Source organism: Spirochaeta dissipatitropha (assembly GCF_054657935.1).
The window spans coordinates 283,744-309,657 of sequence record NZ_BAAHXT010000003.1; the positions used below are offsets into that span (position 1 = coordinate 283,744).

23 protein-coding genes are annotated in these 25,914 nt (G+C 48.4%); 10 read left to right on the forward strand and 13 right to left on the reverse strand.

The genetic code is table 11. The annotated features are described in order from the left end of the window. Positions 1 to 6 precede the first annotated feature (6 nt). Together ACYQ2L_RS04870 and ACYQ2L_RS04875 are read right to left on the reverse strand one after the other, a co-directional pair. Positions 7 to 1,884 carry a sialate O-acetylesterase gene (locus ACYQ2L_RS04870; protein ID WP_460051794.1) on the reverse strand — a complete coding sequence of 626 codons (1,878 nt, stop codon included), beginning with the start codon at positions 1,882 to 1,884 and terminating at the stop codon, positions 7 to 9. A gap of 25 nt (positions 1,885 to 1,909) precedes the next feature. After that, positions 1,910 to 3,100 carry an endo-1,4-beta-xylanase gene (locus ACYQ2L_RS04875; protein WP_460051796.1) on the reverse strand — a complete coding sequence of 397 codons (1,191 nt, stop codon included), beginning with the start codon at positions 3,098 to 3,100 and terminating at the stop codon, positions 1,910 to 1,912. A 158-nt stretch (positions 3,101 to 3,258) separates the two neighbouring features. Between ACYQ2L_RS04875 and ACYQ2L_RS04880 the strand changes: the two genes are divergently transcribed. Further along, positions 3,259 to 3,657, forward strand: a complete 399-nt coding sequence (locus ACYQ2L_RS04880; protein ID WP_460051799.1) for an AraC family transcriptional regulator — start codon at positions 3,259 to 3,261, stop codon at positions 3,655 to 3,657. Here the strand turns inward: ACYQ2L_RS04880 and ACYQ2L_RS04885 are convergent. Continuing rightward, positions 3,628 to 5,760, reverse strand: coding sequence for a substrate-binding domain-containing protein (locus ACYQ2L_RS04885; protein ID WP_460051802.1), 2,133 nt, complete (start codon positions 5,758 to 5,760; stop codon positions 3,628 to 3,630). The genes ACYQ2L_RS04880 and ACYQ2L_RS04885 overlap by 30 nt on opposite strands. A gap of 68 nt (positions 5,761 to 5,828) precedes the next feature. Between ACYQ2L_RS04885 and ACYQ2L_RS04890 the strand changes: the two genes are divergently transcribed. Then, the gene (locus ACYQ2L_RS04890) at positions 5,829 to 6,485 is read left to right on the forward strand and encodes a response regulator transcription factor (RefSeq protein ID WP_460051805.1); all 657 of its coding nucleotides are present in this window, start codon (positions 5,829 to 5,831) and stop codon (positions 6,483 to 6,485) included. Positions 6,486 to 6,507: 22 nt separating this feature from the next. On the opposite strand, the gene ACYQ2L_RS04895 is transcribed toward ACYQ2L_RS04890, so the two are convergent. Both ACYQ2L_RS04895 and ACYQ2L_RS04900 read right to left on the reverse strand, forming a co-directional pair. Then, on the reverse strand, positions 6,508 to 7,593 hold the full coding sequence (locus ACYQ2L_RS04895) for an endo-1,4-beta-xylanase (protein WP_460051808.1): 1,086 nt from the start codon (positions 7,591 to 7,593) through the stop codon (positions 6,508 to 6,510). Positions 7,594 to 7,809: 216 nt separating this feature from the next. Next, a complete protein-coding gene (locus ACYQ2L_RS04900) occupies positions 7,810 to 8,445 on the reverse strand; it encodes a hypothetical protein (RefSeq protein ID WP_460051810.1) in 636 nt (211 codons plus the stop codon). Positions 8,446 to 8,700: 255 nt separating this feature from the next. On the opposite strand from ACYQ2L_RS04900, the gene ACYQ2L_RS04905 reads away from it, so the two are divergent. Beyond that, complete coding sequence (locus ACYQ2L_RS04905) at positions 8,701 to 9,183, forward strand: carbohydrate-binding protein (protein ID WP_460051813.1); 483 nt, start codon at positions 8,701 to 8,703, stop codon at positions 9,181 to 9,183. A 107-nt stretch (positions 9,184 to 9,290) separates the two neighbouring features. Beyond that, the gene (locus ACYQ2L_RS04910; RefSeq protein ID WP_460051817.1) at positions 9,291 to 11,369 is read left to right on the forward strand and encodes a glycoside hydrolase family 3 C-terminal domain-containing protein; all 2,079 of its coding nucleotides are present in this window, start codon (positions 9,291 to 9,293) and stop codon (positions 11,367 to 11,369) included. Between the two features lie 3 nt (positions 11,370 to 11,372). Here the strand turns inward: ACYQ2L_RS04910 and ACYQ2L_RS04915 are convergent, their stop codons facing one another. The 6 genes from ACYQ2L_RS04915 to ACYQ2L_RS04940 all read right to left on the reverse strand — a co-directional run bounded on the left by ACYQ2L_RS04915 (position 11,373) and on the right by ACYQ2L_RS04940 (position 17,832). After that, entirely contained in the window at positions 11,373 to 12,062 is a 690-nt protein-coding gene (locus tag ACYQ2L_RS04915; RefSeq protein ID WP_460051820.1) for a GntR family transcriptional regulator, read from the reverse strand. Between the two features lie 14 nt (positions 12,063 to 12,076). Next, positions 12,077 to 13,159: a mannonate dehydratase gene (gene uxuA / locus ACYQ2L_RS04920; protein WP_460051824.1), complete on the reverse strand. Its 1,083-nt coding sequence runs from the start codon at positions 13,157 to 13,159 to the stop codon at positions 12,077 to 12,079. A gap of 166 nt (positions 13,160 to 13,325) precedes the next feature. Beyond that, positions 13,326 to 14,840 carry a family 43 glycosylhydrolase gene (locus tag ACYQ2L_RS04925; protein ID WP_460051827.1) on the reverse strand — a complete coding sequence of 505 codons (1,515 nt, stop codon included), beginning with the start codon at positions 14,838 to 14,840 and terminating at the stop codon, positions 13,326 to 13,328. Positions 14,841 to 15,202: 362 nt separating this feature from the next. After that, positions 15,203 to 16,087, reverse strand: a complete 885-nt coding sequence (locus ACYQ2L_RS04930) for an AraC family transcriptional regulator (RefSeq protein WP_460051830.1) — start codon at positions 16,085 to 16,087, stop codon at positions 15,203 to 15,205. 96 nt (positions 16,088 to 16,183) lie between these two features. Next, positions 16,184 to 16,750 carry an NADPH-dependent FMN reductase gene (locus tag ACYQ2L_RS04935; RefSeq protein WP_460051833.1) on the reverse strand — a complete coding sequence of 189 codons (567 nt, stop codon included), beginning with the start codon at positions 16,748 to 16,750 and terminating at the stop codon, positions 16,184 to 16,186. Then, entirely contained in the window at positions 16,747 to 17,832 is a 1,086-nt protein-coding gene (locus tag ACYQ2L_RS04940) for an LLM class flavin-dependent oxidoreductase (RefSeq protein WP_460051836.1), read from the reverse strand. Before ACYQ2L_RS04940 ends, ACYQ2L_RS04935 begins: the two co-directional genes overlap by 4 nt. Positions 17,833 to 17,918: 86 nt before the next feature. Here ACYQ2L_RS04940 and ACYQ2L_RS04945 point away from each other — a divergent pair, with 86 nt between their 5' ends. Further along, positions 17,919 to 18,242: a winged helix-turn-helix transcriptional regulator gene (locus ACYQ2L_RS04945; protein WP_460051839.1), complete on the forward strand. Its 324-nt coding sequence runs from the start codon at positions 17,919 to 17,921 to the stop codon at positions 18,240 to 18,242. Beyond that, a complete protein-coding gene (locus tag ACYQ2L_RS04950; protein ID WP_460051843.1) occupies positions 18,243 to 18,974 on the forward strand; it encodes an SAM-dependent methyltransferase in 732 nt (243 codons plus the stop codon). It begins immediately after the preceding gene. Positions 18,975 to 19,058: 84 nt separating this feature from the next. Here ACYQ2L_RS04950 and ACYQ2L_RS04955 read toward each other — a convergent pair whose 3' ends face one another. Beyond that, the gene (locus ACYQ2L_RS04955; RefSeq protein WP_460051847.1) at positions 19,059 to 19,502 is read right to left on the reverse strand and encodes a C-GCAxxG-C-C family protein; all 444 of its coding nucleotides are present in this window, start codon (positions 19,500 to 19,502) and stop codon (positions 19,059 to 19,061) included. Continuing rightward, positions 19,489 to 19,986 carry a GNAT family N-acetyltransferase gene (locus tag ACYQ2L_RS04960; protein WP_460051850.1) on the reverse strand — a complete coding sequence of 166 codons (498 nt, stop codon included), beginning with the start codon at positions 19,984 to 19,986 and terminating at the stop codon, positions 19,489 to 19,491. The genes ACYQ2L_RS04955 and ACYQ2L_RS04960 overlap by 14 nt, the downstream gene beginning before the upstream one ends. A 127-nt stretch (positions 19,987 to 20,113) precedes the next feature. Here ACYQ2L_RS04960 and ACYQ2L_RS04965 point away from each other — a divergent pair, with 127 nt between their 5' ends. The 4 genes from ACYQ2L_RS04965 to ACYQ2L_RS04980 all read left to right on the forward strand — a co-directional run bounded on the left by ACYQ2L_RS04965 (position 20,114) and on the right by ACYQ2L_RS04980 (position 25,837). Further along, positions 20,114 to 20,611 carry a hypothetical protein gene (locus tag ACYQ2L_RS04965; protein ID WP_460051853.1) on the forward strand — a complete coding sequence of 166 codons (498 nt, stop codon included), beginning with the start codon at positions 20,114 to 20,116 and terminating at the stop codon, positions 20,609 to 20,611. A 76-nt stretch (positions 20,612 to 20,687) separates the two neighbouring features. Further along, a complete protein-coding gene (locus ACYQ2L_RS04970) occupies positions 20,688 to 22,595 on the forward strand; it encodes an EAL domain-containing protein (RefSeq protein ID WP_460051857.1) in 1,908 nt (635 codons plus the stop codon). Next, positions 22,586 to 24,502 carry an EAL domain-containing protein gene (locus ACYQ2L_RS04975; RefSeq protein WP_460051860.1) on the forward strand — a complete coding sequence of 639 codons (1,917 nt, stop codon included), beginning with the start codon at positions 22,586 to 22,588 and terminating at the stop codon, positions 24,500 to 24,502. The genes ACYQ2L_RS04970 and ACYQ2L_RS04975 overlap by 10 nt, the downstream gene beginning before the upstream one ends. Positions 24,503 to 24,598: 96 nt before the next feature. Then, on the forward strand, positions 24,599 to 25,837 hold the full coding sequence (locus tag ACYQ2L_RS04980; RefSeq protein WP_460051862.1) for a helix-turn-helix domain-containing protein: 1,239 nt from the start codon (positions 24,599 to 24,601) through the stop codon (positions 25,835 to 25,837). Positions 25,838 to 25,914 lie beyond the last annotated feature (77 nt).

Here is a 25,914-nt window from a genome sequence, read left to right on the forward strand (position 1 = left end):
GGAGGGCTACTGGCCCTCCTGTCTGACCTTCATCTGGAATGGAGAAACCGGAAGCCCTTCAGAACTGCAGATATTCACCCCTTCGGGATTGTCGGCCCAGGCGTAACAAAGCCGGTGCGGGCATCCCCAGTCAGCCGCCAGAGAGATCTCCAGCCTGCTCCCGGAAATTGTTCCGGATACTGCCTGCCAGTCATCTTCGTCCAGGCTGTATGAGACAAACAGATGACCGGGAAGCCTGCCGTCACTGGTTTTAAGACCGTCCGGGCAATTCCTGAAATCAACATACAGTATGTGGCTGTCACAAACTGCCAGTTCAGGCACCGGGCTGACTCCTTCTGTACTGTCCTGATTCAATAAGGTCAGGGCAGCAGATGCAATACGTCTGCCTACATCAATCTTGTTCAATGGATGAATGTCATTCCACTCACCGAGATCAATAGTTACCGTCAGGGCTGTATGATCAATATCCATGTGAGCTCTTCTCTGGGCATCCCGCACGGTGGCCCAGCCGCTGAGTTGCGGATAATTCATGGGAATACCATAAGAAGGTAGCTGGACCAGGACAAAGGGAAGCTCAGGCTGGCACATTCTCACACGCCAGTCATGAATGAGACTGACAAGCAAATCGTAGTAAATACCGGGATTATCCTCTACATTTGATTCTCCCTGATACCAGACAACCCCGCTCAGCGCAGTTTCTGAAAGTGGTGAGATCATTGCATTGTACAGACCGACGGGCTTGCTCACAAAGCGAGGGAATTCCGTCAGAGGCTGCATTTCCTTACCCCTGAGCCAGAGCCATTCGCCTTCGAGGCCTATTCTGCTGCTGCCTGTTTCCAGATAATACGGCTTGTCCGGAATGAATCCTGCCGGCGGTCCTCCGCTTACAAGACGCACCACAACTACATTTTGTCCGGGTTTCAGAACATTCTCCGGCAGCTCATAATTTCTCGGTGGGTATTGATAATCCGTTGTGCCGACCAGGATCCCGTTTACCCAGACAGTATCGCTATCCACCATACGTCCAAGCCTCAGCAGCGCAGTATCGCCAGCAGGCTCTTCAGACTCTGCCGGCAGCTCGAAGGCACGCGCAAACCAGAACGATCCGCAGCCTTTCAGAATGGAGCCTTCCGTATCTGCAAAGGGTATCTGCATGGGATACCCTTCCCGGAGGATGTAGGACCCGTCCATCCAGGGCTCTATGGAATTAACACCAGGATCTTCTGCATTCAGTTCTCCGAACCATCTGTCATGCTCGTTTTGAGCATCTGACGTAATACGACTGCAGTTTCCGGTATCTGCAAAGTAACTGGCTTCCTGCAGATACTCAGGATATTCCTGCAACGATGCTGCAGACATCCATGACTGAATCGGAGTACCTCCCACGCTGGCATTGATAACCCCCTGAGGTATTCCTGTCTTTCTCTGCATTTCATGAGCAAAAAACCAGGAAACCGCTGACAGATTCCCTGCCTGCTCAGGCGAAACCGGGATCCACGAGCCGCCTGGCAGATCCTGCTGTTCTTCACCGAAGGCAGCGGATTCAGGAACCATAAAAATGCGGACAAGTTGATTGTTGGCTGCTTCCACCTCATGAGGATAATCGTACTGAAGCCGAGACAAGGGGGTGAGCATGTTGGACTGCCCGGAACATAGCCAGACGTCTCCGAAATAAATATCCTGAATCACAATTCTGTCTGATTCCGAGGAGATCCGCAGATCATGCGGACCTCCTGCAGGACAAGGCGGCAGGATTACCTCCCAGAAATATTCAGAACCAGCCGGCAGGACTGAGCTGCTGAACTGACCTAACTGTATCCGGACTGCTTCATATGAACTACTCCAGCCATACACCTTAACTGGTGTATTCCTTTGTATGATCATATGATTACTGAACAGGGCTGGTATTTTAAGCAATTGTCACTTCTGTATTCCTGCTCTGCTTGTTCAGCTCAATTTCAATAGTCCGGCCGTTAATGCTGCAGGTATACAAGCCTTCCGGTCCGTCTATATCCACACTGCCCTTTTCATCCAGGGTCACTGTTTTTTCAGGGAATCCCCAGTCATTTCTGATCAGATCCTGCAGCTTCAAATACGCGGGTTTTGGACTCATGTCACGGCGGACGAGACCAGCAGGGGCATTGAGCCAGTTGCCGTCAAGCATATCCCACCAGACTATTGACTCGACCTGCGGATGGGCATAGAGATGACTGTAGAATTCAGTTACCTGCTGCAGCTGTATTTCCTCGCCTTCCTCGGTAGAGGGCCAATCTTCCCGCTCAGCGTCATTCAGATCATCATAGTGAGCGGGCGCTAAATCACCGGAAAGAATGGTAACCTCAGTGAAATGCAGAGGGAGTCCGAATCGGCTGAAGCGCTCAAGCACATCCTGTATGTACTCAACTCCATGATAGCCCTGATGCTGATGTGTCTGAATGCCGATCGCATCTATGGGGCAGCCCTTATCCAGCAGTCGCTCGATCAACTGTTCATACTTCGCTGAATGATTGAAATCATTCAGAAGCAGCACTGCCTCCGGATTCGTTTCTCTGGCCTTTTTGAAGCAGTCCAGGGTCAGTTCCTCGGCACCGTATTCCCTGGCAAGACGGCTGATGGCATTATCATAGCGATCGAATCTCGGAAGAATGACCACCTCGTTAATTACATCCCAGGTGTCAATCAGTCCCGCAAAAGCACTGACGTCCCGTGCTATCCGGTCCATCTGCTTGCGGTATATTGTCGGGGTGTCGTAGGCCAGAAGCCAGTCAGCACAGACGGTATGCCAGGCCAGAGGATGGCCTTTAAGGCTTATTCCTCTGGAGCGGAACCACTGGGACGCCTCCCGGATCTTTTCCTCGTTGGTCTGCCCTTCTACCGGCTCATACCTGCCCCAGTAAAAAGGTAGGGTAGCTGCATTGAAGAGATTCTCAAACAACTGTGCATATGTTTGATCTCCGTTCAGAATTCCAAAACCATTGCAGCCAAACTTGAAGCTGTGCTGTTTCAGATCAATGCTTACCTGTTGACCTGCATGTGCCTGGCCAAAAGAAAGTGTATAGGCATGCCTACGCTTGTCTTTGATTTCTTTCGTAAAATTCATAGTTCCTCCTTAACTCCGCCGATCACAAGACCGGGCTTCAGGATACAGGAAATACCCGATGTGTTTTTATGGAAACCTGCAGTTAAATAAATGCAGGAGATAAAGTAATTGTATACGGCTCCAGTGGGGAACACCATGTACATAACTGCTGAACTAATATGAATACAGTCCTGGCTGACATTCTGGAATATATGCAGGAGCATCTTACAGAAAAACTGACAGTATCGGAACTTGCCGAACATGTGTGTCTGACGGAATCCCGGGTCAGCCATTTGTTCAAGGAAAAGACCGGGCATTCCCCAATCGATTATTTCCTGAGAATGAAGATCCAGGCAGCCAGCGTCCTCATTGCCAGGAAAACACTATCGAACCGTGAGCTTGCAGAGTTATTCGGATTTTCGGATGAGTTTCATTTCTCCAAGGTGTTCAAGAAGAAAACCGGCATGAGCCCTCAGCAGTTCAGGATGAAAACCTACTGGGGCAAGCAATCCAAATTAATCTCCGGGATTAACCAGGCAGCACTGCTCCTATATCAGGCTGTTGCCGACCTTCCCTAGTGGAATATACAGCTGTATGCATGTCCCCTCACCAGGACTCGACTGAATCCTGTATTCAGCCTGTAGCTGATGGGCACGGTACTGCATTGAACGCAGGCCGAGACCGCGAGGACGGCGGTGCAACTTCTGCTCTGCATCTTGATCATTGCTGACTACAACCATACCACTGCCATTATCCGAAACCTCCAGAAGAACCGTATCTTCCGGATTGGCCTGCATGGCAACCACAATCCTGCTAGGTTTCCCATGTTTAATGGCATTCTGCAGGGCCTCCTGAACGATACGGTAGACATTCAACTGCTGCTCGTGAGTCATAGGAAAGACATTCGGTGCTTCCCAGAGCATGCTGATATCACAGCCGGTATATGATCGGGCAGCACTACAGAGCTGCTGCAGGGATTCACGCAGACCGAAGCGGCTCAGTTCCATCGGGAATGAATCATGGGCGTAACGGCGAGTCAGAACAAGAGTTTCATCGATCATTTCTACCAGCTCACTGGCATCCTCCAGCTTCTTGATACTTTTCGCCAGCATGGAAATACCGCAGAGCCGCTGACAGATATCATCATGCAGATCCATACTGAAACGCAGACGTTCCATTTCACTGATCTGAAGCACCTGGGCTTCGACCGCGAGACGGCGCCGGGCTTCCGTTTCCAGTTCCATATTCAGTTTTCTCAGATCACGGGTCCTCAGCTCAACCTGCTCTTCCAGTTTCTGTGCCCGCATTTTCTCATCTGCGAAAAGATGAAATCGCTTGAGTGTATTAGCAATGGATACCGAGCTGCTACAGATCTGGGTGTGTGAGTAATCATCGGTACTGTATATAACCATTCCCAGCAGTTCATGTCCGGATTGGAGATGATATACGCAGCGCACCTGGGGATTATCTTCATACAGACCTGTTCTGCGCGCGATCTCTTCCGGCTGAAGCAGCTGGGGCTGCTCCAGAAATGAGTACTCTTTTCCATCCTCAACACAATAGACAAGCTCGGCCTCATAAGGCAGTTCATGGCAGGGCTGTGAATAAACCAGAAGATAATATGCCTCTACTCCAATTGACTGCAGAAAATCCCCTAGGTAAAACACCAGCTCTTCCATTGTATAAACGGCTGACAGACGCTGACCGAGATAACTCAAACTGCGCATAGCCTGCTCAATACGGAATTTCTCTGTCTGTACCTCATAGAGCTGACTGCCGCTTACTCCTGTGTTCTGCTGCGACAGATTACCGCGCTCATAGCGGCAGCCGCAGGATTCACGCAGACAGAGTTCGGAAGGGACAGAGAGCTCATGATCAACCTGAACCCCTTCCAGCATCCTGACTATGACCTCAACACCGGCTCTACCCATCCTCTGCAGAGGCTGGCGGATAGTACTGAGACTGGGAATCTCCAGGGCTGCATGCGGTATGTCGTCATAACCGGTTACCGCACATGCTCTCCATCCAGATTCTTCATCTGCCGACTGAATTGCCTTCATGGCCCCGATAGCCATGTTATCGTTGGCCGCAACCACAGCATCCAGCGGATGATCTGGATGCTCGTTGATGTATCTCTTTACGATTACAAAGCCGGATGTCTCACTGAAACCCCCGCTTCGGTATTCCCATTTCATGTCAGGATACTGCTTGCTGCGAGATTGCATGCAATCAGTAAAAACCCGCCTTCGTGCTGTACTATCACTATGTTTTTCCGGTCCCCCAAGAAAAAGAAAACGACGGTATCTATGATCATCAATTAAATGATCCAGCAACTGTTTCATCGAGTCCTCACAGGGAATGACGATAGATGGCATCATGCTTGCATGGGTGCCCATACTCAGACAGGGAATGGAGGAAAATGCTTCATTAATCCCGGGAACACTGGTAATATCACCATGATCGTAAATTGCCGAAGACAGCAGAATAGCTGCATCAAAAGAAAATATACCGCGGGACGGAAAAATCTCTGAGCGTTTCGGATCGTAGTCGTTCAGGGCCTCCCCCTGAACACACAGCAGATTCAGACCAGATTCCAGGGCCGCCTCACGGGCCCCCTGAAATACCGAAAGCTGATATTCCTCGTCGAGATTATTGACATATAGTGCGATACAAGGCTTCATATTTTTAGTATACACGACTAATCCATGCTACAATAGGATGATTTTTTCACTGAGGAGTAGATTCTGTTATGGTAAAAAAAACCATCGTACTTATAGAAGATCACCCATTGTTCTCAAGAGGCTTGGCTCAACTTATTCACAGTGAATCACATCACAGCGTAATCGCCGAAGTGCAGAACTCGCAGGATGCAGTACAGATTATACAGGACAGAAAACCCGATCTGGCAATAATCGATCTTAACCTCGGTGATGAGGACGGACTGAACCTGATCAAGCAGCTGCGGGCAATTGCACCCAATCTGACAATGCTTGTGTTGTCCATGCACGAGGAGCGCTATTTTGCTGAGCGTGCACTGCATGCAGGAGCCAAGGGATACATAATGAAGGCTGAGGTAGGTGACAAGGTAATCGACGCCATCAATACGGTTCTGGCAGGGAAGGTTTGGGTAAGCGAGAAAGAACGAGAGCACCTACTTGAACACATGATCGGAGGTGGCGGACGGCTGGAAAACTCAAGTCGTCTGGCCTCCATTCAATCCCTCTCGAACAGGCAGTTGCAGGTATTCAAGCTGATCGGTGAGGGCTGGGGTACCATCGAAATTGCCAACAAGCTGAATATCAGCATCAAGACAGTGGATACTCACAAGGCGCACCTCAAGGAGAAGCTGCATTGCAGCTCCTCCCAGGAACTTCGACTTATGGCAGTAGAATGGGCGAAATACTAGGCGGCAGCGACCGCCGGAGTACCTATTCTACATAAGCCAGAAGCACCTCTTCTATGCCGTAGAATGCCGGCTTCGGCTTCCAGTCCTCATCAAACCACAGACCTCCCCCATAGCCGCTGAAGGTATAGGGAATCCAGGATTGCGCATCTCCAATACCCCAGGTTATAAAGGTGTCTGCATATTCCCTGGGCAACTCAAGGTACGCAGTCAGAATATCCTTGTACAGCTGCTTCTGCTGCTGCAGCTCAGCCTGGCTTATCGGTTCTTCAATCCGTATATCGATTTCGGTGACATCGACCCGCAGTCCGAGATCAATAAATCTCTGCAGATTTGCCTTGAAACCGCTGATGCTGAAATCATGATCCAGCTGTAGATGCATCTGGAATCCTACACCATCGATCGGGGCTCCATCTGCCAGAAGCTGCACCGCCAGATCATATACCAGATCTGCCTTGGACTGCGTCCAGCCATAACCGCCGGAAATGTTATAATCATTGTAGTACAGACGGGCATCCGGAAAGTGCGTTCGTGCCCTGGTGAACGCCTCGGCGATATAACTTTCTCCGATTGTGCTGTACCAGATTGATTCCGGCCGGTGCACTCCATTGTTAAAAGCCTCGTTGACAACATCCCAGGAATAGAATGCCTCACCATAGCGCTCGGAGAGAGCAGCAAAATGCTCATCCATGAGCTCCAGCAGACTCGCCGTCGTCCAACTGCCGTTATCCAGCCAGCCCGGATTCTGACTGTGCCAGATAAGCGCATGTCCCCGTACCCGCATATCCTGATTCTCAGCATGCTGCATGAGAGCATCCGAATCCATCCAGTTATAGTTTCCTCGGCCTCCACTCAGAAGCGGATGCCACTTCATTGCATTCTCCGCCGTGACATGGTTGAAATGCATATTAAGCAGCCGGTTATATGTTGTCTGACCCAGATAGTCAGCACCAACCGCTGTTCCGAGGTTTATACCCGCAGCATCTGCCAGCTCCCGCAAACCGCCACTGAAATCCGTATTCTGCCCACTCTGAGCAACATCGCAGCCCGACACGAGTAAAGACAGCAGAATAAATTGCAGCACCGGGATCAGTGCAAAACGTTTGATCATATCAAAAACTCCTTGATGTAATGTACGAGCTCTTACTATACCCCCCTCCTGTAAGGCCTCACATAAGAGCTTTGCCGGAGAGCTTATAGTAGAAAAAAACCGATGAGCCTAAGAGATTTTCCCTATACCTCTGAAAGATGAAGCTTATATACAGAAAAACCGCTGGTTGCCCAGCGGTTTTTCCCTTCTTGAATGCTTAATAGCTTCGTGTAGATACTATTTTACAATCTCGATTGTTTTAATATACCATACTGAATCTGATTGATGCATACCAAAAACAAGATCAAAATCACCAGTAATCCCAGTAAAGTCATCCAGACTACCCTTGTCAGCATCCAGGTATGCAGTTATATCATGATCGCCACTCCAGTCAGCAAAATCAGCAGCAACTACAGGGATCTCTGCCCATGAACCACCCACATCCTGATCAATATAATTCGCGGCATCACCGTCATGAAGTGAAACATGCAGCCATTTTCCACTTAGATCTCCACTTTCAAATGTAGCAGAAAGTACTATGGACGAATAATCCGCCAATGTGTCCGTCAGTTTAAAGGGAATGCGCACTCCTGTGTGATAATTTTCAACTGTAATTTTAAGAACATTAGTACCAGCATTATTCGGATCATCTACAATTACTGCGCTACCGCTTCCTACCATTTCAAATTCTGTACCTAATTCAAATGTAGAAAAATCATGAGAGAGAACTACTTCCGGTTCTGTAGTTTCATCAACAGTATCACTTGATCCTCCATTCACCGGGTCTGTGGTAGCACCAGTCGTGTCACATCCAGCTAAAACCAAACCGAAAGCAAGCAGTAAGATTGCAAAAATCGTCAATCCTTTTTTCATAATACGTCTCCTTTTTTCCTATGAGGAATTTTTTATTATGATCACTCCTATTTCTCGAACCAGTAATCAGTAGAATTCACGTCCACAGCATCGGGAAAAGCCCCTATACAGGGCTTTGAACATCTCAATTAGAATATAAACATCAGGTACATTCCCTATACTGGTCTACAGAATTATGACGATGGTGATTTAGCTGGTTCAGATAGAGTATTTAGGGAAAGAATACTCTTGGTAATCTTTTAAAGGAGTTACACTATGAACAGAAAGCATATTGCAAAAGCTTTGATCATGACGGCTGCAGTTCTGCTGCTTGTATTTATTGCCGGCTGTGCATCTGCACCTGCTGAAAAGCAGGAAGCCCGGATCCAGCTGCCTGCACGGAATGCTACGCTTGAAAGCACTGGAGCGCTGGTATTTGAGAGCCCAAACATTGGCTGGTGGGAAAGAACAGAAGATCGGATCACATGGGACGTAGAAGTAGAGATTGGCGGCACCTATATGGTTTCACTGGTTGCATCCTGTGATCCCGAGTTTCCCGGTTCTACCGTAGATGTTACCATTAACGGCCAGACAGTACAGACTACGATTCCCAGCACTGGCGGATGGGAGTATTACCGAATACTTGAAGTCGCTACCGTTAACCTGAGTCCCGGCAGCTATGAACTGCTGGTGCAGGCCAGCAACGTACACAATCGTTTCGTTGCCAACCTGAGTGAGGTAATTCTGGACTTACAATAATTTAAAGTCCAAGAAATTGCAGAAACTGATATATAGCGTCCCGTTGAAACTGTTCAGCGGGATGCTTTTTTATCTGAATGACTACAGCAATACAAGGAGAACACAAAGTGGACAGAGAACAGAAAATCCAGTCCCTGGTATCCAGCATGACTCTGGAAGAAAAAATTGGTCAACTCCTGCATGAAAGCCCTGCCATTGATCGACTTGATATACCGAAGTACAACTGGTGGAATGAGTGTCTGCATGGTGTGGCCAGGGCGGGGGGCGCTACCATTTTTCCCCAGGCGATAGGAATGGCAGCCTCGTTTGACGATGACCTTCTCTTTCGGATCGCCGATGCTATTTCCGATGAAGCACGTGCGAAATACAACCTGGCTGCTACCCGCGGCGAGCAGTATCACGGTCTGACATTCTGGACTCCGAACGTGAATATTTTCAGGGATCCCCGCTGGGGCCGGGGCCAGGAAACCTACGGAGAAGATCCTTTGCTCACCTCCCGCCTGGGAACTGCTTTTGTCCGCGGACTGCAGGGCGACAACCCTGACCAGATGAAAACTGCGGCCTGTGCAAAGCACTTCGCCGTACACAGCGGGCCGGAAACCCTGCGCCATTCCTTTAATGCCGAAACCAGCATGAAGGATCTCCATGAAACCTACCTGCCTGCATTCCAGGCCTTGGTGGAAGCTGGTGTGGAAGCTGTAATGGGCGCCTACAATCGGACCCTCGGCGAACCCTGCTGCGCCAGTCATTTCCTCATGGAGGACATACTACGAGGGCGATGGGAATTCAAGGGACATTATGTTTCTGACTGCTGGGCAATCCGCGATTTCCACGAACATCACGGAGTTACAAAAACCGCAGCTGAATCAGCGGCCCTGGCAGTTAACACCGGTTGTGATCTGAACTGCGGCTGTACATATGGAGCACTGACCGAAGCCGTCGAGCTGGGACTGATCGAAGAGAAGAAGATAGACGAATCAGCAACCAGGCTGCTGCGCACCAGATTCCGACTCGGCATGCTCGATTCTGAGGGCTCCGCATACGACAAGCTTGGACCCGAACTGATCCGCAGCCCCAAACATATCGAATTGAGCCTTGAAGCCGCCCGGAAATCCCTTGTCCTGCTCAAGAACGACAACAATATTCTGCCTGTACGAAATGAATCGCAGCGCGTTCTACTGATAGGCCCGGCAGCGGCAAACCCTCATGTGCTGATCGGCAACTACCATGGACTGAGTCCGAATCTGGTTACTGTTCTTGAAGGCATTACCGCCAAAATTATTGATCGGCCCAGCATACAGATGGATTATCATCAGGGCTGCCTCATGCACAACGAGAACCGGAACACCGGCTGGACATTAGGTATGGCTGAGGCTGCTGATCTGGTAATCGCAGTATTCGGAAACGACAACGCTATAGAAGGGGAAGAAGGAGACGCCATTGCCTCCCACGCCCGTGGCGACCGCACGGATATTGAACTGCCTCCCTGGCAGCTTGAGTACTTACAGCAGATGCGGGATCGAGGAACACCTGTAATCCTGGTTCTGACTGGCGGCAGTCCGATCGCCATTCCCGAGGATATTGCAGATGCTGTTATTTTTGCCTGGTATCCCGGTGAGCAGGGAGGAACCGCCATTGCAGATGTTATCTTCGGCGATGTCACCCCTTCCGGAAAACTACCAATAACCTTCCCGAAATCTACCAATCAGCTTCCTCCATACGAAGATTATGCCATGGAAGGCCGCACATACCGCTACCTACGGGAAGAACCACTCTACCCCTTTGGATTTGGATTGAGCTATACCAGTTTCAGCTTTGATTCCATGAGCTGTGACTGTGAATCGATTCAGGAAGGCACCGAAATTACGGTGAAGGTTACCGTTTCCAACACCGGTGACAACGCAGGTGATGAGGTCGTTCAGCTGTATGTACAAGCAGAAGACCAACAGCCAGAACAGGCAAATTTCAGTCTGCGGGCATATGAACGCGTTCATATACCACAGCAGGAGAGCAGAACAGTAGAATTTCGCCTGAAAGCGCGGGATTTCGAGACAGTAAATGAAAAGGGAGAACGAATCCTTATTTCCGGGGCCTACCGGATCATTGCCGCAAACTGCGCCCCATTCAAATCCGCAACAGAAAAAGGCGCCGCCGTCCCGATTAGCAAGGAATGCAGGGTGGTATGAACTTCATACAGTTCCCAAGGGCTTGAAATAATCAGGGTATTTCTCCCTGAGCAGGTTTTCATCGATTTTATAGCGGGATAGATGCTCTGTCATCGCATCCCGTGCTGCTGCAGCGTCTTTGTTTTCTATTGCTTCGATTATGCTGTAATGATCTTTTACGATTCTGTCTCCGCTGATCGTGAGCAGACTCATAGTCCGCACCCGGTCAAAATGAGTAGTCATGCTGTCTATGAGACTGTGAATCCGGCTCTTGCCGCATAACCGAAACAACTCCGCATGGAACTGATTATCAAGACTGAAAAATTTAGCAGGCGAAGGGTGATCCACGTAAAAGACCTGAAGTCTGAGAATTTCATGTACATGACTGAAGTCCAGACTCCCAGCCAGAGAACAGAGTTTTTCTGCAACCGCTGTCTCCAGAACCCGCCGGAGAAAACTCGCTTCCTCTACCAGATCATAATCGATCAGACTTACCCGACTGCCTTTCTGGGGAAAGATCTCCATAATCTGAGCCTTCCCCAGTTCAATCATAGCCTCCCGTACCGGTGTTCTGGAAAGACCGAAACGAGCCGCCAGTTCATTCTCGCTTACCATGCTGCCTGGGGCTAACTCAAGGTTGATTATACTGTTCTTGATCATTCTCAGGGCGTATTCCCTGGCTGTTTCCTTTGACTGCCTATCCGAAGGACTCATGTACAAACTCCTGTTCATTCAGCTGCTTTCTTCATCTTGTCTACTGCTTCCCATAGTCCCAGTAAATAGTTTACCCCAAGTGCCCGGTCATAAAGCCCATAACCCGGACGGGCCTGTTCACCCCAGATCATACGTCCATGATCCGGCCTGATATATCCATTAAACCCGCTGTCATGAAAAGCCCTGATAGTCTCGAACATATCCTGTTCACCACAGCCGGATAAATGAGCAGTCTCATAAAAATCAGTTCCAGAAATATGTTGCAGATTCCTGATATGCGCAAAGGGAATTCTTCCGCTCGGGGCTATTTCGCGAATAATAGAAATAATATCATTGTCAAGATTTGCTCCCAGACTCCCGGTACAGAGACATATCCCGTTATATTGACTATCATTCAACGACAAAAAGGTCCTGATGTTTTCTGCATTAGTAATAACCTTTGGCAATCCATAGAGATCCCATGGTGGATCATCAGGATGGATTGCCATTCTGACATTATTTTCCTCAGCATGGGGAATGATTCTATCGAGGAAATATTTCATGTTATCCCAGTACTGATCCCTACTCATCTTCTGATAGAACTCTATGTCCCTGGCCATCTTCCCGAAGCGCTCCGGCTCCCAGCCAGGCAAGCTGAATCCTCTGGAATTTCCATACATAGATTCTGCCATTCTGGAAGGATTCAGTGCCTGAACATCCTCATGCCTGTACAGCATAACGGTACTTCCATCCTCGATTGTGTAGGCAAGGTCACTTCTGGCCCAGTCAATTACCGGCATGAAATTATAACAAATACATTTCACACCAACAGCAGCAAGATTCCTGATTGTCTGGATGTAGTTTTCGATATATCGATCCCGAATCGGCAGCCCTTTCTTGATGTCCTCATGAATGTTTACGCTTTCTATAACTTCCATCTCAAGCCCGGCAGCCTGGATTTCTGCCCTGAGCTCCTGCAGATCCTCAAGCGGCCAGACCTCCCCGACCGGGATTGTCTGCATACATGCAGCGACCCCACTGACACCAGGAGTCTGCCGGATCTGTTCCAGGCTTACACTATCATCCCCGAAAGGAAACCAACGCATTATCATCTTCATGTAAATTCTACCTCCGCGACATGAATCACTGCTTGCATCCACCACACAATAAAACTAGTATACTAGTATGTCAATTCATAAAAGATTCTCAGTTCATGTCACAGAAAGGCCTGCGATCCCCCCATAGATTATTGAGTTATTGAACTACAAGACTTCCGACCCCAATCTACAAAGCCCTGTACTGGAATTTCCTGAAGCAGACCGACCCCGGTCCGGTGCTGAACAAGCCGCATTTCAGACTGGTAAATCCCGCGAACACGTTATGATTGAACCCGGAAACCTCCATCTGCCAGGGATGCTTGACCCAGGGCCCCTCATCCAGAGCATAGAACCAGGTGACAATATGCTCCCGGTTTTCCACCCTGATGCGGATCGAGTCCGCAGAAATGCTCTCCCTCATCCAGGGATGTTCCTGACCATAGTGATAGCTGAACATTATGCTGCTGCTGAATCCAACCCCGCAAAACATGCGCTCATCATAGAATAAAAGCAGTCCACCCTGACCGGAATCACGCACATCCAGCTGAACCTCAGCCGCCCAGGACCTGTCTCCGACTATACAGGTCAAGGGAGAACAGTCCGCCGGTCCCGTTCCCTTCCCCTTGAGCAGAAGCCCGCCATCGGTATAATCAGCCCGAATTAATTCTCCGGCATCAGGCTGATAAAAAGACCATTGCATACCCATCCTGTTCGTCGAAAAATCATCCGAAAGCGGAAATCCCGCAGCACTCTCATCCGCCACTCCCAGCTCCACCGGCTTCCGCATCGGCTCCTCAAGAGTACCGCCGAGAGCCCGGAACCAGCCGTCATCTGTCCATTCAATCGCTTCAAGAATTGTCTGTCTGCCCAGAGTCCTGAACCCGTTCTCATAGGCATGATACACCATCCACCAGTCACCAGCCGGCCCCTCAACCAGAGTCGCATGCCCCCGCGACCACCAGGGCTCATCCTTACTGACCGTCCTGACCAGCGGATTATGCGGACAGTCCTCCCAGGGTCCATGAATCGACTTTGAACGCGCCGCAATCACCATATGACTCGTCGGCGGCCCGGCAGTCCCCCCAACCGCGCTGATCAGGTAGAAATAATCCCCGTGTCTGGTAATCTTCGGCCCCTCAGGCGCGAACATCTCAACCACCCAATCCTCGGGATACCGCCAGGGCTCATAAACCTGCTCGAGATCTCCAATCGTTGACAAGCCGTCATCCGCGAGACCGATCCGATTGATCCCGTTCAGGAAAAGATAGCGCTTCCCGTCCTCCCCTACTGCATGCCCCGGATCAATATGCCCCTCGATCTTCAGATCCACCGGCTCACTCCAGGGCCCTGTAATCCTGTCCGCATAAATCACGAAAATCCGGCAGCCACCATCTCCGACAGCCGGAATATAGATGTAATAACGATTTTCATGCTTGATCAGATCCAGCGCATACACCGACCCGATGAACTGAGTCAGAGCCGTACAGATCGGCCTCCAGTTCACCAGATCCCGAGAATGCCAGATAACAATACCCGGGTATGAAAGAAACGAAGAAAACGTCATATAATAGTCGCTGCCGTCCTTCAGAACAGTGGGATCAGGATGATCACCAGGCACAACCGGATTCAGATACCTCCCGTCCCCCAGATCCGCTTTTCGCTGCCCATCATATCCCCATCCATACGTGACTCCGTGATTCATCCTGACCCCCAATAACCAATTATGACACGAAACCACCGAAACCCGCAATTAATTTCACTTTCCAAACAATAGGAGCTGGCAGGATAAAAAATCGGGGGGCGTCAATCATTGAAGAAGTGCTGCCTTGAGTAGCTAGAAAAAGGCACCATGATTCTTGAATAAATTATTTCTCTATCAATATTTACACAAGCATATATCCAGACCGGATTTTGCGCTTCTACATTGGCTTGTAAACTATGATAGAGAAATAACATGCCAGTAACAGTTGGTGCCTTTTTCTAGCTACTCAAGGCGCTCCCCGTACGAGACACGCCCCCCGGCGCGCACACGGTAGCGCGCCTCCCCGGGAGGTCACTTCTCTCTCAGGATTTCTTTTTGATTGGAATCCAGACTTCACTGCGATAGTCCGGGCTGGATCCATCACAATCAGGATCAGCCTGTATGGGGTAGACCTCAAAGTCCGGGGTACCGGCATGCTCGTAATCGGTGCCGGGAAACCATTCACTGTAGATCTTCTTCCAGACTGCCTGAATTGCATCCGGCATTGGCCCAATCGATTCGAACACTGCATAGGTCGCTGCCGGTACCTGGATATCCTCAGAGCCATCCGGCAATTTCACATTGCTGTCCAGGGGCTTTTCAATCGAAATAGAATAACTGAAGCAGTTATCTGCTGGATTGTAGTCATGACAGATGCCTAACATTCCCATAGGGCCATGCTGCATAGCCAGCTTTTCAACAAGCCCTGACTGTGCCGATTCCTGCCAGAACTTCGGGATACTCAACATATTATCCCCGCCATCCTGACTGGTTCTGATAGATACACCGCTCAGGGTGAAAGCCTCTTTTTCAACGATTCGATACTTCATACACTCAACTCCTTTGAGGATAACGGTCATCTGCATTGGAGGCCAGGCCTCAAGCGCAGCACCTTCCCGCGCTTCCGTCGGCGTAATACCGAAGGCACGCTTGAATGCTTTTGTAAAGGACTCTGGTGTTTCATATCCACAGCGCAGTGCAGCCTCGATCACCTTTACGCTGCCGGCAGCGAGATCCAGTGCAGCCTTGCTTAAACGGCGCCGGCGGACATACTCGGCAGGACTTACTTCTGCAACCACCTCGAACATCCGGCAGAAATGAAACAGCGAGCAGTTGGCCAGTTCCGCTGCGCGTTCAAACTCTACCGTCCCTTCAAGATTGTCTTCCATGTAATCCACTGCCTGTGTCAGCCGGGCTGTCCAGTCCATTCTCAACCTCCATGACCATCCTCTTCTGAAGTCAATAATACTTTAACTTAATTTATCCTGCCTGTCATTTTTTGCCGTACATGGACAGGTAGAACTTCAAAAACCATATGCCTCATCCTTTATATTTCTGACTGCAGCATAAACATCTGCCAGAGTCAGAGCGTCTTCGATCAGGCGCTGAATGCGGAAAAAAACATCATCATTGGCAATCTGGCTGTTCTGGAAGTCACGGTCCTCTATGAACACATAGCTTTCGACCATATGAGCCTTAAGATACCCGAAAATCGGTTTGAACATCGTTTCGGGTATGAAGTTGTGACGCTGAGAACCAGCAGTAACAATCAGAGCTACGATTTTATCCCTGAGAGCATCGGTCGGAAGCAGATCAAGTACATTCTTCAAGGCTCCGGGCATTGACGCCTGAAAAATCGGCGAAGCCACAATCAGAATATCAGCAGCCATAATTTCCCTGACCACATGTCCGGTATCACCGCTGTAATCCAGGTAATTTCTACCATCGCTGTACTCAAGTGAATATTCAGCGAGATCAAGCAGCCTTGCTTCATGCTCGCTGTTGTGCTCCAGGAGCCGGTTCACGGCATAAACTGCAGCGGCACGGGTCTTGTTTCCGGCAACTGAACCGGACAGTACCATAATTTTCATACAGCTTCCTGCCGGGTATATTTCCGCAGGGCAGGAAGAATCTCACTGCCGATGGTATCAATATTCCTTCGTAAGCGGTCAAAGGGAACTCCTCCGAAATCCATCTGTGCAATGTAGCGCTGGTTTCCGAACATCTCATGCTGATAAAGGATTTTCTCGATAATCTCCTGCGGGCTGCCCACATTGATGACACTATGCGGATCGGCCCCCTGGGCGAATGCCTGCTTGGGAAAGCCCTGACCATTGGTTATTATCATACCTTCGTTGATATGCGGGTACAGCTCACGTAAGGCCTGCTGGCTTGTTTCGGCAGCATTGAAGAATCCGGCAGTCGCCACCGGAAGCTGCGCAGGATCATGGCCGTACTCTACAGCGGTTTCACGATAGGCATCTATAATCCGTTTGAAGACACTTGCCGGTCCCCCGAGGTGAGCCAGCACAATCGGAACACCAAAGCGCCCGGCCCGCACAGCACTGGAAAGACTTCCGCCAACTGCCCGCCAGATCGGCAGCCGCTCCTGCACCGGACGCGGAAGAACCCTGGCATTCTTCAGGGGAGCCCGGAATTTCCCTTCCCAGGTAACACTTTCTTCCTGATTGATTTTCAGCAGAAGCTCGAACTTTTCTTCGAACAACTCCTCGTAATCCCGCACGTCAAAACCCAGAAGCTCAAACAAACCGATTCTGGAGGCCCGGCCAGCAACAATTTCAGCACGTCCGCCGGATATCAAATCGATTGTGGCGAAATTCTCGAAAACCCTGACGGGATCTGATGTACTTATAATAGTCGAGGTACTCGCAACCCTGATTCGCTGTGTAGCCTGGGCAATTGCCGCCAGCACCACAGCATGAGCCTGAGTGGCAAAACCCTCCTGATGGCTTTCGCCGACACTGAAAAAATCAATTCCAGCCTCATCAGCAAGCTTTGCCAGCTCAATTATCTCCCTGATTCTCTGTTCTGCGGAAATTCTGCTGCCAGTACCCGGGTCATGAAGATGATCACCTAATGTGTAGAGCCCGAACTCGAGACCGGACAGCTGCCTGTCCGGATTTTGTAATTCTACTTGTTGTTTTTGTTCCATGAGGCAAATATACAAACATGCCCCCTAAAACGGGAAGTACGCACATATATGTGCTATAGTATCTAAAAAGATACCGTGGAGTTACTATGTCAGATATTGTACCAGCACAATGCCAGATACATGATGCTCTCAGCGTACTATCAGGGAAATGGAATCTGGTAATTCTTCTCCAGTTATTGTCGGAGCCAATACTCCGTTTCAGTGAGCTGAAACGGCGGATACCTGGAATTACCCAGAAAATGCTGACTTCCCAGCTACGTGAACTGGAAGCCGAAGGTATCGTTTCCCGCAAGGTATATCCTCAGGTTCCTCCGAAAGTTGAATACAGCATCACTGAATATGGTGAGACCCTACGGCCGATTCTGAACGCCATGCATGAATGGGGCCAGAAGCACAGCAGGAGAAAATAAATGAACCTGGAAAAAACAAGCAACCTTGATTCCGGATTTATCTACAATAATCTCATGGGACCAAACAGTGTACGGATTATATCCGAGCTGCTTGAAACAGTAGCACTGAAACCCGGGATGAAGGTCCTTGACCTGGGCTGCGGCAAAGGCCTGACATCCATATTCCTGGCTCAGAAGTTCGGAGTACAGGTGTTTGCAGTTGATCTATGGATCCCGGCAGCCGAAAATTTTGAACGCTTCAGAATGCAGGGACTGGATACTCGGATAATTCCAATACAAGCAGATGCCATGGCTCTCCCATTTGCAGAGCAGTACTTCGATGCCATGATCAGTGTAGATGCCTATCATTATTTTGGCAGCAACGAAAGCTATTTTGATGCACACCTGTCAAAGCATCTCAAGCCAGGCGCCCCGATTGCAATTGCTGTACCCGGTATGAAACACGAGGTACACAGCAATATTCCACCGGAAATGAAGGCATTCTGGCCGGAAGAGGCACTCGCAACCTGGCAGACAGCGGCCTGGTGGCAAAGCACCCTCGAAAAATCAAATCAGCTGGAAATATCATGGATACAGGAAATGCAGTGTTTCAATCAAGCCTGGGCAGACTGGCTCGAAACTGGCAATGAATATGCCATTGAAGACCGCGGCATGATTGCTGCCGACAAGGGTCGGTACATGAATCTGCTGGCAATTCATGGAACTCTTGCTAAAGATCGTACTCCGACCTGAGGATACTGTAATAACAGATATCGGCTATTTCTCCCTGAATGCGAGCAAACTCCCTCAACCACAGATTATAAGTGAGAAGTTCATTCATGACGAAAGCATATCTTCCAGCATCTGAACTACATCGCGTACACAAGGCTCGCAGATCCTGCTTTTAAGATCATTCTGATTGAATTCTGCCCAACCGGATTCAGTAGTCAGATCGCAGCCCTCAAGCAATTCTCTGCAGATATAGCTGCCATGCTTGTCCCTGAAGTTTTCCATAAAGTTACGCGTCATGGCATATGCCGGCTCAGCTGCGGATCTGTCCTGACCTTCACCTCGACCCTTCATGAGTCCCAACAGCATAATTCCGCCAGTTACAGCTCCACAGACCTCTCCCTGACGACCCATACCGGCACCGAAGCAGCATGAAACCTTCATGGCAGTATCGGTATCAAGCATGATTCTGTCGTTGAATGCATATATCACTGACTGAGCGCAATTATACCCATCCGAAAACCTTTCCGCCGCGATATCAGACTTTGTCATGTTCCTTCTCCTCCTGAAAATCAATGGACAGTCTCAACATGTCCCTTAATTGAATACCATTCTCAAAAATAGGCTCGTCGTAATTATTCGTAAAAAAATCCCGATCGATTTCGGTAACCCGGAAACCCTGTCGCTGATAGAATGCAAGCTGATACCCAAACGTACCAGTCCCCAGCTCCAGGCGCCGTGCACCATTTCCACGGTAAAACTCCAGCACCCATGCCAGCAAGCGGCTCCCGATGCCCGATTTCTGGAACTCCTCCTGCACTGCAATACTCATAAGCTCAAACACAGCTTCCCCGCGAGGCTGCACCAGGCAGACAGCAACCATCCTGTTTTCGATGAAGCCTGCAAAGCAATCCGAATCGGGCAGGTACGAGGCAACCTTTTCCTCGGAAGGATCAGCGAGCAGAACAAGCTCCAGTGAGGCTTTACTTGAGGGAATTTTTTCGAGCTTGAGATCAACTTTCCCAGTGTTTTTCATGAAGAAATAATATCACACAATCCTGGAATTAACGAAAAAAAGCCGTCTCCCTATGTGCCCTTGCGAACAGACCACGCATCCTGAACATAGATACCTTGTAGTTATCTTGATACAAGGAGAAAAAGTTATGAAGAAAGTATTTGTTATTCTTTTCCTGTCGGTTTTACTGCCGGCGGCAGCCTTTGCTCAAATGAGCATCGGCCCGGCTGTATTCCTGAAATCACCGGTACTGGTTGGACAGGAGATTAATATTGACGAACTCAATGTTAATCAATTCAGTTTTGGTGGAAATGCAAGGATCCGTGTTGATTGGTTTCAGGCCGACGCCTTATTGCTCTATTCGGTCGGAGAAGTTGACAGTCTGGATATCTATCTGGATTTAGGAGCTGCGCTGGACATAAGCATAGTTACCTTATCATTAGGAGCAGGTCCAAACTTTACTGCTAACATCGGTGATAACCGGGCTGCACAAGCGGGGCTGAACAGCAAGCTTGGTGTAGATGTCCGCTTGGGTGAACTCATGATAGGATCATCGTACATTATGGCTCTGGATATAAACGAAAACAGAGTCCGGATAGAAAAAAGCTCAGGCTTACTTGGTATGCATGTGCTGTTCCAAATGTAACTGATCAGGTATTGCTGAATTAGAAGCAAGAAACAAAAAATACCCACGGATCTGAAAAAAGGTACTATTATAAGATGTGGGTATTTTCTATTTTGATATTGCAGCACTGATAATTCATGTTCTTAATCTACTACTGCTTGTATACAGGCGCTATCTGTATACAAGCCAGGTCAGGATTTTTTTCGCGTTGATTTTAATCAGCATGAGTGCTGCGCTGATTGATGTCATCAACATCAGCATGTTTATCAGTGGCCGGAATGAACTGCTGCCTACAGTCTTTTTCCTGAATTCGATCTTCTACCTGCTTCAGAACAGCATTGCACCAGTCTTCCTTCTGTTCGTCCTTTCGATCAGCGGCCGTCTTTTTGATTTCCCGAAAAGAACACTCACATTTCTCGGCATACCCTGGGCATTCAGCATGCTCCTAATTATGACCAATCCTTTTACCCACCTCGTCTTTCATTTTGATATCTACGGACAATATGTAAGGGGTCCGGGACTCAATGCACTCTATGCTGTTGTTCTGGGCTATGTAATATTCGGGATGGCCTTCCTGATATATGACCGGAAGCGTATGGACAAGGACACCCTCCTTTCGATGTCGCTTTTTCTACCGGTTACCATTATTCCTACCTTTATCCAGTATTTTTTTCCTGAACTACTCATCCAGAATCTAGGAATTGCACTATCCGAACTTTTCATTCTCTTGACTATATTTGACTTCAGCGCCTACATCGACCGGAACAGCGGACTCTTTAACCGGGAAGGACTGATTACACAACTCGAACTGCTGCTGCGTAAGCGACACAGCATCCATATATTTGTAATCCGGATCGGATCTTTTGATTACAGAATAAATTTAAGCAAGGCGATACGAGGGAAGCTATTCACCCCACTGAAGGCCAACTATTTCGGAGCGACACTGGGAAACAGGCAGTTTGCCCTCACTATTACCGATATGAACTCTGTTCAGCTTGATGCAGAGCGAACCCGGCTTCTGCATCAGCTTTCCGCTACTCCACAGATCTTAGCTCACTCATCAAGTCTGTCTGCCCATATCTGTGAACTCTGTATACCGAAAGATACGGAGGATATCCAGACCATTTTCCAGGTACAGGTAGCGCTGGATCAAATGAGCAGATCCCTGCCGGCCAACAGAATACTGGAACTCTCTGATTTATCACTGGAATACAGTGAACGCCGGCTGGAGATTTCACGTATTATCCGCAGCTCCCTGGAAAAAAAACAGTTCGAAGTCTATTTCCAGCCGATTATCACAACCGGAAGCAACAGCAGAATTTCCTCCGCTGAAGCCCTCATACGCCTGCATGACAATAATCTCGGCTGGATATCTCCTGCAGAGTTTATCCCGATTGCAGAGCAGGACGGATCCATTCATCGTATTGGTGATTATGTCATGAATGCGAGCTGTGCCTTTTTCTCGGAATTACGCTCAGCCGGCTACAACCTGGACTGTATGGATGTAAATCTTTCAAGCCTGCAATGCCTGCAGAGCAATATCTGTGAAAGAATGCTGAGCATAGTCAGGATTCATGGTCTCCAGCCGACAGATATTCAGCTGGAAATAACCGAAACCGCAGCTGCTCAGTCACCGGCTGTAATGAAACGTAACCTTGCTTCTCTATCAGAGGCTGGATTCAGCATAGCAATTGATGATTTCGGTACCGGTCACTCAAATCTCTACACCATTATGGGAATTCCTTTTACTGTAGTCAAACTGGACAGAAGTCTCATCCAGGGCATGCACGAGACCATACAGGGTAGAGTAGGACTTGAAAGTATTATCGCTATGTTCCGGAAAATGGACATACCAATGATAGCAGAAGGGGTTGAGCAGCTCGACGAACTGCAGCTTCTTCAACAGCTGGGAGTTGAACAGATTCAGGGCTACTATTATTCAAAACCGCTTCCTGCCGGGGACTTCCTCCGCTTCATAAAATCGAAAGGCCCGTCATGTACATAATACATTTTGATATTGTCGCAGTAATTCTGTCTCTCATAACATTGTATATCTACTATAAGCAGAAGAGAACCGCATCTATTCAGAGCAGACATTTTATTCTGGTAATATATGCTCTGATCGGCAGCAGTATAACCGGAGTTATCAGCTCGCTCTACATAAATTCCTTACCGGATGCCAGCCATTTCGCTGTTCTACTGAGTATTTATATATTTTACTTCATTCATAATTCAGTTTCGATTTGCATTGCAGGCTACCTGTTCAGCATCAGCTCAATCAGCCTCTCCAGTAGACGCCAGAAAGTTGTTTTTCTTCTGCCATGGATCTTCTCTATGGGACTCATTACAACGAATTTCCTCCACAACAGTATTTTTTATATTGATCAGAATTCCATATATCAGCATGGTCCCCTGCTCCCACTGCTTTATCTCACAAGCCTTATCTATCTGTTCATTATTATATGGAGTATCTTCCTGCGGAAAAACCGTATTTCAGGACTGCACAAACTCACCTATGCAGGAGCTATTCTCCTGCCCGTCCTCGGGATTATTATCCAGAATTCCGTGGAAGGACTTGTCCTGGAAATATTCGCAACCTCCATAAGCATGCTGTTTATTCTCCTTACTATACAGAACGTTGACGAGCTGAAAGATGGTCAAACAGGCCTGTATAACAGAGAAGCATTCAACTCATTTCTAGAGGAATATTTCGATCATCAGCGCTTGTTCACTGTCATATTTCATTGGTCACCTTTTCTCTCCAGTCTGCACGGGCTGGTAAATTATGAAAATCATCGGGAAATAAGTTCAATATACTCCAGGGGACTCAAGGAAATATGCGGGAAGTATAATCTGCTCTGTATTCTGGACAACGGACTTTATGCCGTAATTATTGAAGGATCAAAGGATTCAGGCAATGCCGGTAATGTAGCTATAGAGTTAGCCGACCAAAGCCGCAAACTCTGGACATTCAGCACCATGAATATCCAGATTCCTGCCCGGCAATGCATGATTCACTGTCCTGAAGATGTAGACAATTTAACCGGACTTGTAGATTTAACCGGTCAATTCGTGAACCAGTCAGAGCAATCCGGAAACCGGCACATTTTCTATGCACGAGACTTTGTACTGAATAAATATCAGCGGGAAGCGACTATAGCCGACACCATTCGTCGAATGCTGGATGCCTCCACTCCGGAGCTGAAGTATCAGGCTATCTACTCAGCCGACAAATCCATAATATCCGGGATTGAAGCACTGCTCAGTCTGCAGCTTGATACCGGAGAACAGATACATCAAAGTGAAATCATAAAGATCGCTGAAAAAAGCGGACTCGGTCTACGCTTAGGGCTGCTCATGATCGAAAAAGCTGTCGGCTGGTTTGCTCACAATCAGCTCCAGAACAGACATGACTGCCAGCTGCAGATCCGTATGCTCCCCTCGCTCAGTCTCGAGCTCGACTGGCCCCGGCTTGTTCTGCAAGTACTGAAAGACCATGGATTTGAACCGGAAAACCTCTGCCTGGAGATAACAGAAACAACCGCAGTTGCAGCCGGAACCAATCTGAAAATCAACATGGAACTACTGACTGGTATTGGGGTCAATTTTGCCCTGGATGACTACGGATCCGGTTTCACGGATCTGCGTCAGCTCATCAGTCTACCCTTTACAGCTATAAAACTCGACAAAAAAATCATCCAGAACGGTCTCTCGAACGAAAGAGACCGCAAGCTGCTCGAAGCAAGCGTTCAGCTGTTCAAGCATCTAAACAAGAGGATTACTGCCGAGGGAATAGAAACAGAAGACCAGCTGCAGATCATGACAGCAATGGGCTGTGATCACCTCCAGGGCTACTACTTCGGAAGACCTGTTCCAGGCAAGGAAATCATTTCATCAATACCAACTTCATAGCAAATTCCCGCTTTCCGAGACAGAATCACGGTCTGCGGGCTGTGATTCTCTCTGACGCAGATGTAGAATATCACACATAAGCACAGGAGACATATCATGCAGAAGAAGACAATTGGAAGCTTTCTGGCCGCGCTGCGCAAAGCAAATGGAATGACCCAACAAGATCTCGCTGACAAGCTGAACGTATCAAACAAAGCCATCAGCAGATGGGAGCGCGATGAATGCGCTCCGGACATAATCCAGATTCCTGTCATTGCAGAAATATTCGGCATCACTTCAGATGAACTTCTTCGCGGTGAACGCAGCTCTATGAATCAGAATGAGAACCAGAACAATGATGTACGAAAGCCGGAGAAACAGCTCCGCTATCTGCTTAATAATCAGTTAACTGGATTCAGAACAGCCACTTTTATCTCATTCGGACTATCTATCGTAGGACTCATTGCCTTATTTATAAGTGGGTACGGATTCTACAAAGCAGTACTCGGTTTTGGATTAAGCCTTTTGTTCTACACCGCCAGCATAATAAACCAGGCAATTTTCACAACCCGCGCTATATCCATGGTAGAGGATCATGATTTTGAAGGAAAACAGCTGCAGGACTACCGTAAAACAGTGTACCGGCTGAGCATGAAAGTCGCATATGTAAATATTTTTACCCTCTGTATCAGCCTTCCCCTGCTTGTAATCAGGGACAGTTCTCTTCCATCCTCAATCCTTAACTTCAGTTCATGGCTTGCAGTGCTGCCGGCAATGTTGTCACTGGCCTATCTTCTCTGTGTAATCGTTTCACTGTTTGCCGATAGATTTATTCTGCACAACAAAGAGGTTCTGATCGGGGAGAAAACCACCGCAGGAATCAGAATCAATTACACTCATAAAAAACGACTTTTCATCGGTGCAATTCTTATGATCGGGATCACGTTTCTTATACAGATCGGAATAAACGGCAGCACCGGACCTGCTTACTTTGCAGAAGGCATATACTTCGAAAGTTTCGATGATTTCAAGGATTTCGCAGAAACACCAACAGAATACAATCGCCGGTTTGAAGGGGATATTGCGATACAGAGAGTTCAGGTCGATCAGGATGAGTCAATGATTCATGAAAGACACCGTTCCACTGATCCCAGCGGAGAGAACAGCTACCTCCACCTGAATGAAACAATCTCCATGATCCAGTGGAAACAGCCTATTGTGGTCTACACCCGTGGTGAAATTGCCAGGGGTCATCGCGTCCTCCAATCCATAAATATGGTCTTCATAATCATATATATACTTGAAATTTTGAGCTGCCTGCTGGTGTATTTCCGTAAGCGGGTACGGGTACAGTAAGAACATAATTTAAAAAAGCGGGGCAGACAGCTATGAGTACTAACGATTCCGGAGAAAGGTGAAAGGATCATTGATCA

Coding starts and splice junctions, on each gene's coding strand:
- ACYQ2L_RS04945 (WP_460051839.1), top strand. CDS start 17,919: ATGTCAGATATTGTACCAGCACAATGCCAGATACATGATGCTCTCAGC.
- ACYQ2L_RS04980 (WP_460051862.1), top strand. CDS start 24,599: ATGCAGAAGAAGACAATTGGAAGCTTTCTGGCCGCGCTGCGCAAAGCA.
- ACYQ2L_RS04960 (WP_460051850.1), bottom strand. CDS start 19,986: ATGAAAAACACTGGGAAAGTTGATCTCAAGCTCGAAAAAATTCCCTCA.
- ACYQ2L_RS04890 (WP_460051805.1), top strand. CDS start 5,829: ATGGTAAAAAAAACCATCGTACTTATAGAAGATCACCCATTGTTCTCA.
- ACYQ2L_RS04955 (WP_460051847.1), bottom strand. CDS start 19,502: ATGACAAAGTCTGATATCGCGGCGGAAAGGTTTTCGGATGGGTATAAT.
- ACYQ2L_RS04880 (WP_460051799.1), top strand. CDS start 3,259: ATGAATACAGTCCTGGCTGACATTCTGGAATATATGCAGGAGCATCTT.
- ACYQ2L_RS04950 (WP_460051843.1), top strand. CDS start 18,243: ATGAACCTGGAAAAAACAAGCAACCTTGATTCCGGATTTATCTACAAT.
- ACYQ2L_RS04915 (WP_460051820.1), bottom strand. CDS start 12,062: ATGAGTCCTTCGGATAGGCAGTCAAAGGAAACAGCCAGGGAATACGCC.
- ACYQ2L_RS04895 (WP_460051808.1), bottom strand. CDS start 7,593: ATGATCAAACGTTTTGCACTGATCCCGGTGCTGCAATTTATTCTGCTG.
- uxuA (WP_460051824.1), bottom strand. CDS start 13,159: ATGAAGATGATAATGCGTTGGTTTCCTTTCGGGGATGATAGTGTAAGC.
- ACYQ2L_RS04930 (WP_460051830.1), bottom strand. CDS start 16,087: ATGGACTGGACAGCCCGGCTGACACAGGCAGTGGATTACATGGAAGAC.
- ACYQ2L_RS04975 (WP_460051860.1), top strand. CDS start 22,586: ATGTACATAATACATTTTGATATTGTCGCAGTAATTCTGTCTCTCATA.
- ACYQ2L_RS04875 (WP_460051796.1), bottom strand. CDS start 3,100: ATGAATTTTACGAAAGAAATCAAAGACAAGCGTAGGCATGCCTATACA.
- ACYQ2L_RS04935 (WP_460051833.1), bottom strand. CDS start 16,750: ATGAAAATTATGGTACTGTCCGGTTCAGTTGCCGGAAACAAGACCCGT.
- ACYQ2L_RS04940 (WP_460051836.1), bottom strand. CDS start 17,832: ATGGAACAAAAACAACAAGTAGAATTACAAAATCCGGACAGGCAGCTG.
- ACYQ2L_RS04965 (WP_460051853.1), top strand. CDS start 20,114: ATGAAGAAAGTATTTGTTATTCTTTTCCTGTCGGTTTTACTGCCGGCG.
- ACYQ2L_RS04870 (WP_460051794.1), bottom strand. CDS start 1,884: ATGATCATACAAAGGAATACACCAGTTAAGGTGTATGGCTGGAGTAGT.
- ACYQ2L_RS04900 (WP_460051810.1), bottom strand. CDS start 8,445: ATGAAAAAAGGATTGACGATTTTTGCAATCTTACTGCTTGCTTTCGGT.
- ACYQ2L_RS04885 (WP_460051802.1), bottom strand. CDS start 5,760: ATGAAGCCTTGTATCGCACTATATGTCAATAATCTCGACGAGGAATAT.
- ACYQ2L_RS04905 (WP_460051813.1), top strand. CDS start 8,701: ATGAACAGAAAGCATATTGCAAAAGCTTTGATCATGACGGCTGCAGTT.
- ACYQ2L_RS04925 (WP_460051827.1), bottom strand. CDS start 14,840: ATGAATCACGGAGTCACGTATGGATGGGGATATGATGGGCAGCGAAAA.